This is a genomic window from Micromonospora sp. CNZ280, from assembly GCF_011759515.1.
The window spans coordinates 876,721-890,704 of sequence record NZ_JAAOYP010000001.1; the positions used below are offsets into that span (position 1 = coordinate 876,721).

Consider the following 13,984-nt stretch of genomic DNA (forward strand, 5'->3'; position numbering starts at 1 on the left):
TACGACTGAACCGAAGGAAAACTTCGGCACCCGAGCGGGCGTGGCCACCGGCGGGGAGCTGAACGGCCGGTGGCCGCCGGCACGACGAAGGGGCACGGCCGACCGGCCGTGCCCCTTGTCGTCCGTCACCCGGGGAGGGTCACTCCCCCGGCGTCGACTTGGCGATCTGCATCAGGAACTCGATGTTGGTCCGGGTCTGCTTGAGCTTGTCGAGCAGCAGGTCCAGGGCCGCCTGCGAGTCCAGCGAGTGCAGCACCTTGCGGAGCTTGTGGACGATGGCCAGCTCCTCCGGCGCGAGCAGGATCTCCTCCTTGCGGGTGCCGGACGGGTGGATGTCGATGGCCGGGAAGGTCCGCTTGTCGGCGATCTTCCGGTCCAGCTTCAGCTCCGCGTTACCGGTGCCCTTGAACTCCTCGAAGATGACCGTGTCCGCCATGGACCCGGTCTCCACCAGCGCGGTGGCGAGGATGGTCAGCGAGCCGCCGTTCTCGATGTTGCGGGCCGCGCCGAGGAAGCGCTTCGGCGGGTAGAGCGCGGTGGAGTCGATACCACCCGACATGATCCGGCCGCTGGCCGGCGCCGCCAGGTTGTACGACCGACCGAGGCGGGTCACCGAGTCGAGCAGCACGACCACGTCGTGGCCCAGCTCGACCAGCCGCTTCGCCCGCTCGATCGCCAGCTCCGCGACCGTGGTGTGGTCCTGCGGCGGACGGTCGAACGTCGCCGCGATGACCTCGCCCTTCACCGACCGCTGCATGTCGGTGACCTCTTCGGGCCGCTCGTCGACCAGCACCACCATCAGGTGGCACTCCGGGTTGTTGTGCGTGATCGCGTTCGCGATCGCCTGCAGCACCATCGTCTTACCGGCCTTCGGCGGCGAGACGATGAGCGCCCGCTGGCCCTTGCCGATCGGCATGACCAGGTCGATCACCCGGGTGGTGAGGATGTGCGGCTCGGTCTCCAGCCGCAGCCGCTCCTGCGGGTACAGCGGGGTCAGCTTGTAGAACTCCGGCCGGCGCTTGGCCTCGTCGGGCTCCATCCCGTTGATGGTGTCCAGCCGGACCAGCGGGTTGTACTTGTCCCGCCGCTGCTCGCCGTCCCGGGCCGCGCGCACCGCACCGGTGATCGCGTCACCGCGCCGCAGGCCGTACTTCTTGATCTGGGACATCGAGACGTAGACGTCGTTCGGGCCGGCCAGGTAGCCGGTGGTCCGCACGAAGGCGTAGTTGTCGAGCACGTCGATGATGCCGGCCACCGGGACGAGCACGTCGTCCTCGCTGACCTGCGGCTCGCGCCCGCCGTCGCCGCCCTCGGCGCGCTCGCCCCGGCCCCGCCGACGGTCGCGGAACCGGCTGCGCCGGCCACGCCGGCCGCCGCCCTCGCCCTCGTCGTCGGAGTCGTTGTCACGCTCGGCGCGCTGCCCGCGGTCGCCCCGGTCGTTGCGCTCGCCACGCTCGGCGCGCTCGCCACGCTCGCCACGCTCGGCGCGCTCGCCACGCTCGTTGCGGTCACCCCGCTCGTTGCGATCGCCACGCTCGTTGCGATCGCCGCGCTCGGCCCGCTCGGCACGCTCGGCCCGCTCACCGCGCTCCGCGCGCTCGGCGGTCCGCTCGCCGCGCTCGGCACGGTCGCGGCCGCCGCGGCCCTCGCCGCGCTCGGCCCGCTCGCCGGTCTCGGCGGTGGCCTCCTCGGCCCGCGCCTCGGCTGCGGCGGCCCGGCTACGCCGGGACCGGCCCCGGCCCTCGGACTCGGCGGCCGCCGGCGCCGCGGGGGTCTCCGCGGTGCGCCGCTCGGCCTCCGGCCGCTCGCCGGTCTCCCGTACCTCGGCGTGGACCTCGTCACGGGCGGGAGCGGCCGCGGCCGCAACCTCGGCCCGCGGTCGAGGGGTCCCGGCGCCGGCGCCGCCCTGCCGCTCGGAGATCGCGCTGATCAGCTCGCCCTTGCGCATGCGAGCCGTACCGGAGATGCCGAGCGACGCGGCCAGGCTCTGCAGCTCTGGCAGCAGCATCGCCGACAGACCGGTGCCGCTACGCCGACGACGGGCGGGAGCGGCGGTGGTGGCATCGCCAGCGACGTTGGAAACATCCGACGTCACGTCGGTGGTGTCGCTCAATGGATTCCTTCCCTCGATAGGCCGGGACTGCCCGGAGTCGAACAGCAGGTGGCCGGGCGGCCTCGGTGCACCCGCCTCGCATGGACGCGTCGCGGGAGTCTGTGACACAGCAGCCGGTCGGTCTCCCGACTCACCAGCGTCGGTGAGCAGGTCTCGCCGTCTGCGGCGACCTGTGGAAACTGCGGTGCGGCGTGGGCCTAGGCAGGGGTGACGGGCTTACCGCCGAAAGCTTCGGGGGTGCGCCGACCCGCAGGAGATCGCATGCTTCGCGGCTGTGCTAAGTCTAGAGCGTAATCAACTCTTCCGACCTGCGGCAACAGGGTCCCGCTCCGCGTGTCCAAGTCTACCCCGGGCGACCTGTGCGCCGCCTACGTCTGTCTGCAACCGCTGAACCTGCCAACCTGTTCCCGCCGCGAAGCCTTCCGGCGGCTCGGTCAGCGCCAGCACGGTCGGCCCCGCCCCACTGACCACAGCCGCCACACCGGCCGCACGCAGCGCGTCGACCAGGGCGGCGGTGCCGGGCATGCCGGGCGCGCGGTATTCCTGGTGCAGCCGGTCTACGGTGCCCGGCAGCAGCAGCGCGGGATCCGTGGTCAGCGCGTGCACCAGCAGGGCCGCCCGGCCGGCGTTGAACGCCGCGTCGCGGTGCGGCACGGTCGCCGGCAGCGCCGCCCGCGCGGTGGCGGTCAGGCCCCGCTCCTCGGGTACGAAGACGGTGGGGCGGACGCCCTCGGCGACCGGCAGCGACACCGCCCGGGCGCCGGACGACTCCGTCCAGGCCAGGGTGAACCCGCCGAGCAGACAGGGGGCCACGTTGTCGGGGTGGCCCTCGATCTCGGCCGCCAGCCGCAGCGCGCCGGCGCCGTCGAGCCGCCGCTCGCCGTCGGCCACCAGGGCCCGGGCCAGCAGCACCCCGGCCACGATCGCCGCCGAGGAGGACCCGAGCCCGCGGGCCTGCGGGATGCGGTTGACGCACTCGACCGCCAGCCCGGGCGGCTGCGCGCCGAGGGCGTCGAAGGCCACCCGCATGGCCCGCACCACCAGGTGCCGGTCGTCGGCCGGCAGCTCACCGGCGCCCTGCCCGGCGACGGTCACCGCCACGCCGCCCGAGGTGACCTCGGCCGCCACGTCGTCGTAGAGGGTCAGGGCCAGCCCGAGCGCGTCGAAGCCCGGCCCCAGGTTGGCGCTGGTGGCGGGAACCCGGACCCGGACCGGCCCGGGCGCGAAAGTCGTCGGCACCGGCTCATGCTATGGCCCGGCACCGACAGCACGGGTCGCCGTCCGCACCCTGGGACCCCGGACGGAGGCCACCGGGTGGGCCCACGGCCGGCGGCTACCGGACGGCGGTCGGGTCCGGCTCGGCGACCGGGTCGGAGAGCGAGAGCCGCCGGGTGGCGATCCGCCAGCCGACCGCGTAGACCAGCGTGACCAGACCGCAGCCGGCCAGCACCACCCGCTCGTCGACCGTGTCCACCACGGCGGCCACCACCAGCTGGCTGACCGAGATGGCCAGCGTCGCCAGCATCATGTCGGTGGCGAAGACCCGTCCCCGCAACCGGTCCGGCACCTCACCCTGCAACGCGAAGTTCGACATCACCCAGTTGCTGCCACCCGCGAAGTGGGCGACGAAGACCAGCGCCAGCACCAGCGGGAACCAGTCGACCAGCGAGATGCCGAGGTAGGACAGCCCGTACAGCGACATCGACAGGGCCAGGCCCGGCAGCAGCCAGGAGCGGTTGGTCAGCACCCGGCGCATCAGGATCGGCCCGACCAGCGCGCCCGCCCCGCGGACCGCGAAGAGCAGGCCGGTCCCCGTCGAGCCGGCCCCGTACACCCCGGCCAGCAGCGGAAAGACGGTCAGCACGCCGTTGCCCAGGCCCACCGCCGACTTCACGGTGACCAGCGCCAGCACCCGGGGCCGGTGCCCGATGTAGCGCAGCGCCTCGCCGACCGCGGCCCAGGTCTGCGGCGTCGGCCGCCCGCTCTCCCGCGGCGCCTGCAACGGCCGGCGGATGAACGCGGCCAGCCCGGCCGCGAGCACCAAACCGACCGCGGCCACCCAGAAACAGACGTACGGGCCGACCTCCCCGTTGAGCACGCCGCCGAGCGATGCGCCGACGATGGTCATCGTGCCCCAGGCCGACCCGGCGACGGCGTTGCCGGCGGCCAGCTCGTCCGGCTCGAGGACGTTGGGCAGGGCGGCCTGGGCCGCCGGGGAGTAGAACGCCTTGGCCACCGCGACCACGCCGATGCCCAGCAGAGCCAGCCACGCGGTGCCGGCGTCGCGGACACCGAGCAGCAGCAGCACGCCGAACAGCGCGGCGACGTTGGCCGCGATCATGATCTTCCGCCGGTCGAACCGGTCGGCCACGGTGCCGGTGTACGGCAGCAGCAGCGCCACGATCCCGGTGTCCACCGCGAGCACCAGCGCGCCCCACACCCCGCTGCCGGTCAGCTTCGGCAGGAGCACGAGCAGCGGCACCATGACGAACCAGTCGGCGCCGAAGACCACCAGCTCGGCCAGGAAGAGGTTGCGGAAGTTCCGGTTGCGGGTGAGGACCGAGAGGGTGGACGCCACGGACCGGACCCTACCCGTCAGGCCACCGCGGAACCGTCGGAGCGCGGACAGCGTACGCCCCCGACAGGAGACCCGTCGGGGGCGTACGCGGTGCGGCCGGGATTACTCCGTCGGCGGCAGCGGCGAGGTGCGGCTCTTCGGCAGCCGCAGCACCTCGAACTGGTCGGTGCCGTCCACCAGCGCGGCCGACGGGGCCGGGCGGGGCGCCGGCTCGGCGCGCTCCCGGTCACCGGTCCCGCCGGCCGGGACGGCGGCTGCCGGTTCCCGCTCCGCCGCGGGCTCCCCGCCCTCGACCGGCGGGGCCGGCTCGGCCGGGGTGGCAGCGGCGGAACCGTCCCGGCGACGCCGGCGCCGCTGTCGGATCGACTCCTTGGTGTGCTCCACCATGGCGTAGAGCGTCGGCACCAGGATCAGGGTCAGCAGCGTGGAGCTGAGCAGACCGCCGATCACCACGATGGCCAGCGGCTTGGAGATGAAGCCGCCCTCCCCGGTGAGCCCGAACGCCATCGGCAGCAGCGCGAAGATGGTGGCCACCGCGGTCATCAGGATCGGCCGCAGCCGCCGCCGTCCGCCCTCGACCACCGCCTCGGCCACGCCGAGGCCCTGGGCCCGGTACTGGTTGACCAGGTCCAGCAGCACTATCGCGTTGGTCACCACGATGCCGACCAGCATGAGCACACCGATCAGCGCCGGCACGCCGAGCGGGGTGCCGGTGCCCAGCAGCAGCGCGATCGCGCCGGTCGCGGCGAACGGGATGGAGATCAACAGGATCAGCGCCTGGGTGATGCTCCGGAACGTCGCCACCATGATCAGGAAGACGATCGCGATCGCCGCCAGCACCGCCAGGCCGAGGTCGGCGAAGGCCTCCTCCTGGTCGGCGCTGACGCCGCCGATCCGGAACGTCGCGCCCGGCACGTCGATGCCGTCCAGCCGGCGCTGCAGCTCCTGGCTGGTCGCCCCGAGGTTGGAGCCGGTGGCCGTGCCGGTCACCGAGACGCTGCGCTCGCCGTCGATCCGGGTCACCTGCTGCGGACCCGCCGTGGTGGCGATGTCGGCGATGTCGTCCAGCTTCACCGGGCCGACCGGCAGCGCGCGCAGCTGTTCCACCGTGGTCGGCGGCACGGCGGACAGCCGCAGCACCGCGTCCCGCTGCCCGCCGTCGAGCGTCACCTGGCCGAGCGGGGCGCCGCGGAAGGCCTGCGACACCAGCTGGCCGACGGCCGCCTCGGTGAGGCCGAACCGACCGGCGGCGACCCGGTCGACGGTCACCTCCACCCGCTCCACCTCGGCGGCCAGGCTGCTGGCGACGTCCTCCACGCCGGCGATCCCGGCCAGCGCCGCCTGGGTCTCCTTGGCGGCCCGGTCCAGCGTCGCCGGGTCGCTGGCCTGGATTACCACCTCGATCTGGTTGGCCGCGGCGCCCTGCCCGCCACCGAAGCTGAACTCGCCCGCGCCCGCGCCGAGGGCGTCGAACTCCTTGCGCAGGATGCCCCGCATCTCCTTGGCGTCGGTGTCGTCGCTGAGCGAGAGGGACCAGGTGGCGACGTTGTTGCCGCCGCCGCCCGCCCACGGGGTGTCACCGGCCCCGGCGGTCAGCTGGTACGTCTCGACGCCCGCGGTCCGCTCCAGCACCGCCTCGACCTGGCGGGCCGCCGCGTCGGTGCCGGCCAGCCCGGTCCCGACCGGCAGCTCCTGGCGGATGCTCAGGGTGTCCTGGCCGGAGTCGTCGAGGAAGTTGGTCTCCAGCTGCCGGGACAGGCCGAACGTGCCGAACAGCACCAGCACGCCGAGCCCCAGGGTGATCCAGCGGGTGGCCCGCTTCCGGGTGGCGAACCCGATCACCGGCAGGTACGCCCGCTGCAACGGGCTGCGCAGCTCATTCTCCTCCGCCGCCCGGCGTACCGCCTCGTCGTCCGGCGTGTCGCCCTGCGGCTTCAGGAACCAGTAGGCGAGCACCGGAATGACGGTCAGCGAGACCAGCAGCGAGGCGAGCAGGGCCACCGTGACGGTGATCGCGAACGGCGCGAAGAGCTGCCCGACGAAACCGCCGACCAGGGCGATGGGGGCGAAGACGGCGACCGTGGTCAGGGTGGACGCGGTCACCGCGCCGGCCACCTCGCGGACCGCGGTGCGGATCGCGTGGATCTTCTCCTCGCCGTACTCCAGGTGCCGTTTGATGTTCTCCAGCACCACGATCGAGTCGTCCACCACCCGACCGACGGCGATGGTCAGCGCGCCGAGAGTGAGCAGGTTGAGCGAGTAGTCGCCGATCCAGAGCGCGATCAGCGCAACCACCACGGATAGCGGGATGGAGACCGCGGTGACCACTGTGGACCGTACCGACAGCAGGAAGACCAGGATCACCACGACCGCCATCACCAGGCCGAGCAGGCCCTCGGTGGTCAAGCTCTCGATGGACTTCTCGACGAACGGCGCCTGGTCGAAGACGATGGTCAACTCGGCGCCGGAGGCCTCGCGCAGCTGGGCGAGCCGGTCGCGGATCTCGTGGGAGATCTCCACCGCGTTGCCGTCCGGGCTCGCGGTGATCGCGATGCCCAGGCTGTCCTTGCCGTTGGTGCGGGTGATCGCGGTGGCCGGGGCGGTCTGCTCGGAGACGGTGGCCACGTCACCCAGCAGCACCGGGCCGGTCTTGCCCGCCGCCGGGACGACCACGATGCCGCGCAGGTCGTCCAGCGTGCCGAGCGGGGTGCCGACCTGCACCGGCAGCGCCTCGGTGCCTTCGGTGACCGTGCCGACCGGGATCGTCACGCCGTTGGTCTTCAGCGCGGTGCCGATCGCGGTGGGCTGGAGCTTCGCCGCCGCCAGCTTCGCCGGGTCGGGGCTGATCACCACGACCTGGTCCCGGGTGCCGGTGACGTCGACCGACCGGACCCCGTCGATCGCCTCCAGCTCCGCCACCACCGTGCCGCGCAGCCGCTCGGCGAGCACGCGCTGGTCGTCGCCGCCGGACGCGGCCAGCACCACGGCCGGCAGGTCGTCCGTGCTACCCGCAATGACCTGCGGGTCGACGTTCTCCGGCAACTGTGTGTCGATCCGGCTCAACGCGGTCTGCATCTTGTTGACCACGTCGTCCAGGTCGGTGCCGAACTTGTAGAGCACCTGGACGGTCGCGAAGCCCTCGCGGGAGGTCGAGGTGACCTCCTCCAGCCCCGGGATGCCCTGGAGGCTGGTCTCGATGGGCTCGGTGACCTGCGATTCGACGATCTCCGGGCCGGCGCCGGGGTAGGCGGCCACCACGAACGCGGCCGGGAACTCCAGCGATGGCAGCAGCTGCTGCTTGAGCGACGGTACGGCGAACGCTCCGAACGCCGTGGCCACCACCGCGATGAGGGCGACCAGCCCTCGGTTGGCAAGGCTGAATCTGGCGAGCAGCGACATCGGCTCGGCTCCTGAAGAGGGATGGGTGGATACGGAGAGTGTGCCCGACCCGATCTCCCCCACCCCGCGCGCCCCCGCCCTCCGTCCCGCCCACGGGACCGCTCCCACCCACCCCGCCCCTTGACCCCCACCCCCCGGAGGGATCTCGTGTGGACCAACCTCTCCCGGGCCCGTTGATCAAGGGATTTGCGTCAGGACGCGCCGCGGATCTGACTCAAAGCCCTTGATCACCGGCGCTGGCGCGGGCGCCTGGAGGTGGGCCGGTGAAGGATTACAGTCAGGCGAGGTCGAGGGAGCGGGCGGCGGCCAGGGGGTCGTTGGCGATGGTGACCGGGGCCGGGGCGGTGGAGATCGCCCACTCCGGGTCCTTCAGGCCGTGCCCGGTGACCGTGCAGACCACTGTCGAACCGGCCGGCACCCGGCCGGCGGCAGCCTGCTGGAGCAGACCGGCCACGCTGGCCGCGCTACCGAGTTCCACGAAGACGCCGACCTCCCGGGCCAGCAGCCGGTACGCGGCCAGGATCTCCCGGTCGGTGACCGCCTCGATCAGGCCGCCGGAGGCGTCCCGGGCGTCCAGGGCCCTGGTCCAACTGGCCGGGTTGCCGATCCGGATGGCGGTGGCGATGGTGGACGGCTCCCGTACCACCTCGCCAGTCACGATCGGCGCCGCGCCGGCGGCCTGGAAGCCGTACATCTTCGGGGCCCGGGTGGCGTTGCCGTCCCTCAGGTCCTCCTCGTAGCCCATCCAGTAGGCCGAGATGTTGCCGGCGTTGCCGACCGGCAGGCAGTGGATGTCCGGCGCGTCGCCGAGCGCCTCGACGATCTCGAACGCCGCGGTCTTCTGGCCGTGCAGCCGGTCGATGTTGACCGAGTTGACCAGGGCGACCGGGTAGTCCTGGGCGAGCTTCGCGGCCAGCGACAGGCAGTCGTCGAAGTTGCCGTTGACCTGGAGCAGCTTCGCGCCGTGCACCAGCGCCTGGGCCAGCTTGCCCAGCGCGATCTTGCCCTGCGGCACCAGCACGGCGCAGGTCAGCCCGGCCCGGGCGGCGTACGCCGCGGCGGAGGCGCTGGTGTTGCCGGTGGAGGCGCAGATGATCGCCTTGTTGCCGGCCTCGACCGCCTTGGACACGGCGAGCGTCATGCCCCGGTCCTTGAACGAGCCGGTCGGGTTGGCCCCCTCCACCTTCAGGTGGACGTCGCAGCCGAGCCGGGCGGAGAGCACCGGCGCGGGCAGCAGCGGGGTGTCCCCCTCGTGCAGGGTGACGACGGGAGTGGCGTCGGTGACCGGCAGCCGGTCCCGGAAGGCGTCGATCAGGCCCCGCCACATGTCGCTCTCCTCGCTTCCGCCGCTACGCCCCGCCCAGGGCACGTCCAGCCTGGACCAGCCTCGCCCGACGGCCCCCGGCGCACCCGCCATTAACCACCTGGCGGGACGGGAGCGCCAGCGCACCCGCCGACCGGGTCACAGCCCGCCCTCGACCCGCAGCACGCTGGTCACCGAGCGGACGATGTCCAGCCCGCGCAGCTCGCCCACGGTGGCGGCGAGCGCGGCGTCCGGCGCCACGTGGGTGACGATGACCAGCTCCGCGTCGTCGCCCCGGCCACCGGCGGCGGTGCCGCCCGCCGAGCCCTGCCGCACGGTCGCGATCGAGACGTCGTGCCGGGCGAACACCCCGGCCACCGCGGCCAGCACACCCGGACGGTCGGCCACGTCCAGGCTGATGTGGTAGCGGGTCAGCGCCTCCCCCATCGGTCGTACCGACAGGTCGGCGTACGCGCTCTCGCTGGCCGCGCGGACCCCGGCGAGCCGGTTGCGGGCGACCGCCACCACGTCGCCGAGCACCGCGCTGGCGGTCGGCGCGCCGCCGGCGCCGCGGCCGTAGAACATCAGCTGGCCGGCCGCCTCGGCCTCGACGAAGACCGCGTTGAACGCGTCGCCGACGCCGGCCAGCGGGTGGGTCAGCGGGATCATCGCCGGGTGCACCCGCACGCTGACCGTCTCCCGGCCGGCGGCGTCCGCGCCCCGGGCCGCGATGCAGAGCAGCTTGATCGTGCAGCCCATCGCCTTGGCGCTGGCCACGTCGGCGGCGGTCACCTCGGTGATGCCCTCCCGGTGCACGTCGGCCGCGCTCACCCGGGTGTGGAACGCCAGCGAGGCCAGGATGGCCGCCTTGGCCGCGGCGTCGAAGCCCTCCACGTCGGCGGTGGGGTCGGCCTCGGCGTACCCCAGCTCGGTCGCCTCCTCCAGCGCCTCGGCGAAGCCGGCGCCGGTGGCGTCCATGGCGGAGAGGATGAAGTTGGTGGTGCCGTTGACGATGCCGGTGACCCGGGTGATCCGGTCGCCGTGCAGCGACTCGCGCAGCGGGCGCAGCAGCGGGATGGCCCCGGCCACGGACGCCTCGTAGTAGAGGTCGCCGCCGCCCTCGGCCGCCGCGTCGTGCAGCGCCGCGCCGTCCTCGGCGAGCAGCGCCTTGTTCGCGGTCACCACGCTCTTGCCGGCGCGCAGCGCCTCGACCAGCCAGCCGCGGGCCGGCTCGATGCCGCCGACCACCTCGACCACGACGTCGACGTCGTCGCGCTTGACCAGGCCGAGCGCGTCGGTGGTGAACAGCGCCGGATCGACCGGCAGGTCGCCGCGGTCGCGGCCGGGCCGACGGACGGCGATGCCGGCGATCTCGATCGGGGCGCCGATCCGGGCGGCGAGGTCGGCCGACTGCTCGTGCAGCAGCCGGACCACCTCACCACCGACCGTGCCACAGCCGAGCAGCGCCAGGCGCACAGGTGACGTCATCCAACATCCAATGCGAGCAGGTCCTCTTCGGTCTCCCGCCGGACGATCACACGCGCCTGGCCGCCGCGCACCGCGACCACCGGGGGGCGGGGCACGTGGTTGTAGTTGCTGGCCATGCTCCGGCAGTAGGCACCGGTGCCGGGCACCGCGACAAGATCTCCGGGCTGCACGTCGGCGGGCAGGAATTCATCCTTCACCACGATGTCCCCGGACTCACAATGCTTTCCCACCACGCGGGCGAGCATCGGCTCGGCGGCCGACGCCCGGGACGCCAGGGTGGCGGAGTAGGACGCGTCGTAGAGCGCGGTGCGGATGTTGTCGCTCATCCCGCCGTCGACGCTGACGTACGTCCGGATGCCGTCCACGTCCTTGACCGTGCCGACCTCGTAGAGGGTGAACACGGCCGGCCCGACGATGGCCCGACCCGGCTCGATGGAGAGCCGCGGCACGGCCAGCCGCTCGGCCGCGCACTCCCCGTCGACGATCTTGCGCAGTCGCTTGGCCAGGTCGTGCGGCGCGGCCGGGTCGTCCTGCGTGGTGTACGCGATGCCGAAGCCGCCGCCGAGGTCCAGCTCGGGCAGTTCCACCCCGCGCGCGTCGCGGATCTGCGCCTGCAGGGCGAGCACCCGGCGGGCGGAGACCTCGAAGCCGCTGGCGTCGAAGATCTGCGACCCGATGTGCGAGTGCAGGCCGCGCAGTTCCAGCACGTCCTCGTCGAGGATCTTGAAGGCGGCCGCCGCGGCGGCCCCGCCGGCCAGCGAGAACCCGAACTTCTGGTCCTCGTGCGCGGTGGCGATGAACTCGTGGGTGTGCGCCTCCACGCCGACGGTGACCCGGACCAGCACCTTCGGCCGGACGCCGCGTTCGCGGGCCAGCGCGCTGAGCCGGTCGATCTCGGTGAACGAGTCGACGATGATCCGGCCCACCCCGGCGTCCACCGCCCGGGTCAGCTCGGCGACCGACTTGTTGTTGCCGTGGAAGCCGATCCGCTCCGGTGACATCCCGGCGGCCAGCGCGGTGGCCAGCTCGCCGCCGCTGCACACGTCGAGGTGCAGGCCCTCCTCGTCGATCATCCGCACCACGGCACGGCAGAGGAACGCCTTGCCGGCGTAGTAGACGTCGACGTCCGGGAAGGCGGCCCGGAAGTCGCGGCAGCGCGAGCGCAGGTCGTCCTCGTCCAGCACGTACGTCGGGGTGCCGAACTCGGCGGCGAGGCCGCGCACGTCCAGGCCCGCCACGGTGAGCGCACCGTCCGCGCCGCGCGCCACGTTGCGCGGCCACAACAGCGGTACCAGGGCGTTGACGTCGGCCGGCGTACGCAGCCAGGCCGGACCGCGGTTGCCGATGTCGCCGTGCAGCGCACCGGCCTCGTGGGCTCGCATGTCACATCCTCTCGGGCGCGGAGACGCCGAGCAGGAAGAGCCCGTTGGCGATCACCGTGCGGGTGGCGTCGTTGAGCCAGAGCCGGGCCCGGTGCAGGTCGGTGACCTCCTCGTCGCCGCGCGGCAGGATCCGGCAGTTGTCGTAGAACCGGTGATAGGCCCCGGCGAGGTCCTCCAGGTAGCGGGCCACCCGGTGCGGCTCGCGCAGCTCGGCCGCGGTGGACACCACGGCGGGGAACTCGGCGAGCGCCTTGAGCAGCTCGTTCTCCTTCTCGTGGTCGAGCAGCTCGGGACGGAACGCGGCGGCGGCGCCCCGGGTGAGCCCGACCTCGGCGGCGTTGCGCCCCACGCTGGCCGTCCGGGCGGCCACGTACTGCACGTAGTAGACCGGGTTGTCGCGGGTGGCCCGGGTCCACAACTCGACGTCGATGTCGATCGGGGAGTCGCTGGAGTAGCGGGCCAGCGCGTAGCGGGCCGCGTCGACCCCGATCGCGTCGACCAGGTCCTCCAGGGTGACGACGGTGCCGGCGCGCTTGCTCATCCGCATCGGTGCGCCGTCACGGACCAGGTTGACCAGCTGGCCGATGAGGATCTCCAGGTTGCGCTCCGGGTCGTCGCCGAAGCAGGCGGCCATCGCCTTCATCCGGCCGATGTAGCCGTGGTGGTCGGCGCCGAGCATGATGACCACCCGCTCGAAGCCGCGCTCGCGCTTGTCGAGGTAGTAGGCGCAGTCGGCGGCGAAGTAGGTCCAGTCGCCGTTGGACTTGCGCAGCACCCGGTCCTTGTCGTCGCCGAACTCGGTGGTGCGCAGCCAGATGGCGCCCTCGGCCTCGAAGACGTGCCCCTGCTCCCGCAGCCGGCTCAGCGCCAGGTCGAGCTCGCCCCGGTCGTGCAGGTCCTTCTCGTTGAAGTAGGTGTCGAACTCGACCCCGAAGTCGCGCAGCGACGAGCGGATCTCGTCGAACATCAGCGCCACGCCCTCGACCCGGAAGACCTCCTGGGCCGCCGCGTCGTCCAGGGTGAGCACGTCCGGCCGGCGGGCCTGGACCGCCGCGGCGATCTCCCCGAGGTACGCCCCGGCGTAGCCGTCCTCCGGGGTCGGCTCGCCCCGGGCGGCGGCGAGCAGCGAGCGGGCGAACCGGTCGATCTGCGAGCCGGCGTCGTTGAAGTAGTACTCGGTGCCCACGTTGGCACCGGTGGCGCGCAGCAGCCGGCCCAGCGCGTCGCCGACGGCGGCCCAGCGGACCCCGCCGATGTGCACCGGACCGGTCGGGTTGGCCGAGACGAACTCCAGGTTGATCCGCTGCCCGGCGAGCCGGTCGCTGCGGCCGTACTCCGGACCGGCCTCGACGATCGACCGGGCGAGCTGGCCGGCGGCGGCGGCGTCCAGCCGGATGTTGAGGAAGCCCGGTCCGGCGATCTCCACCGACTTGACCCCGGCGGCCCGGCCGAGCTGCTCGGCGAGGGCGCCGGCGAGCTCCCGCGGCGGGACGCCCACCTTCTTGCTGAGCTGCAGCGCCAGCGTCGAGGCGTAGTCGCCGTGCTCGGGGTTGCGGGGTCGCTCCACCGCCGTCCGCTCCGGCAGGGCGGAGCGATCCAGGCCCCGCTCGGTGAAGACGGCGTGGGCTGCGGAGAGGACGACCTCGGCGAGTTCTGCGGGAGTCACCGAACCATGTTATCGGGGGTAGACTCGGCACCCGCGGCGGCGACCCAGCATGTGA

The 13,984-nt window shown here is 73.1% G+C and carries 8 protein-coding genes; all 8 read right to left on the reverse strand.

Going from position 1 to position 13,984, the window contains the following annotated elements:
• Window positions 1–139 precede the first annotated feature (139 nt).
• Window positions 140–2,113: a transcription termination factor Rho gene (gene rho, locus FHX32_RS04160; protein WP_167179537.1), complete on the reverse strand. Its 1,974-nt coding sequence runs from the start codon at window positions 2,111–2,113 to the stop codon at window positions 140–142.
• Window positions 2,114–2,407: 294 nt separating this feature from the next.
• The gene (gene thrB, locus FHX32_RS04165; RefSeq protein WP_167179538.1) at window positions 2,408–3,352 is read right to left on the reverse strand and encodes a homoserine kinase; all 945 of its coding nucleotides are present in this window, start codon (window positions 3,350–3,352) and stop codon (window positions 2,408–2,410) included.
• 94 nt (window positions 3,353–3,446) lie between these two features.
• Entirely contained in the window at window positions 3,447–4,691 is a 1,245-nt protein-coding gene (locus tag FHX32_RS04170) for an MFS transporter (RefSeq protein ID WP_167179539.1), read from the reverse strand.
• 102 nt (window positions 4,692–4,793) lie between these two features.
• The gene (locus FHX32_RS04175) at window positions 4,794–8,090 is read right to left on the reverse strand and encodes an efflux RND transporter permease subunit (RefSeq protein WP_167179540.1); all 3,297 of its coding nucleotides are present in this window, start codon (window positions 8,088–8,090) and stop codon (window positions 4,794–4,796) included.
• 277 nt (window positions 8,091–8,367) lie between these two features.
• On the reverse strand, window positions 8,368–9,417 hold the full coding sequence (gene thrC, locus FHX32_RS04180; RefSeq protein ID WP_167179541.1) for a threonine synthase: 1,050 nt from the start codon (window positions 9,415–9,417) through the stop codon (window positions 8,368–8,370).
• 135 nt (window positions 9,418–9,552) lie between these two features.
• Window positions 9,553–10,869 carry a homoserine dehydrogenase gene (locus FHX32_RS04185; protein ID WP_486481076.1) on the reverse strand — a complete coding sequence of 439 codons (1,317 nt, stop codon included), beginning with the start codon at window positions 10,867–10,869 and terminating at the stop codon, window positions 9,553–9,555.
• Window positions 10,870–10,877: 8 nt separating this feature from the next.
• The gene (gene lysA, locus FHX32_RS04190) at window positions 10,878–12,263 is read right to left on the reverse strand and encodes a diaminopimelate decarboxylase (protein ID WP_167179543.1); all 1,386 of its coding nucleotides are present in this window, start codon (window positions 12,261–12,263) and stop codon (window positions 10,878–10,880) included.
• 1 nt (window position 12,264) lies between these two features.
• A complete protein-coding gene (gene argS, locus FHX32_RS04195; RefSeq protein ID WP_167179544.1) occupies window positions 12,265–13,929 on the reverse strand; it encodes an arginine--tRNA ligase in 1,665 nt (554 codons plus the stop codon).
• Window positions 13,930–13,984 lie beyond the last annotated feature (55 nt).

Coding starts and splice junctions, on each gene's coding strand:
- FHX32_RS04175 (WP_167179540.1), bottom strand. CDS start 8,090: ATGTCGCTGCTCGCCAGATTCAGCCTTGCCAACCGAGGGCTGGTCGCC.
- thrC (WP_167179541.1), bottom strand. CDS start 9,417: ATGTGGCGGGGCCTGATCGACGCCTTCCGGGACCGGCTGCCGGTCACC.
- lysA (WP_167179543.1), bottom strand. CDS start 12,263: ATGCGAGCCCACGAGGCCGGTGCGCTGCACGGCGACATCGGCAACCGC.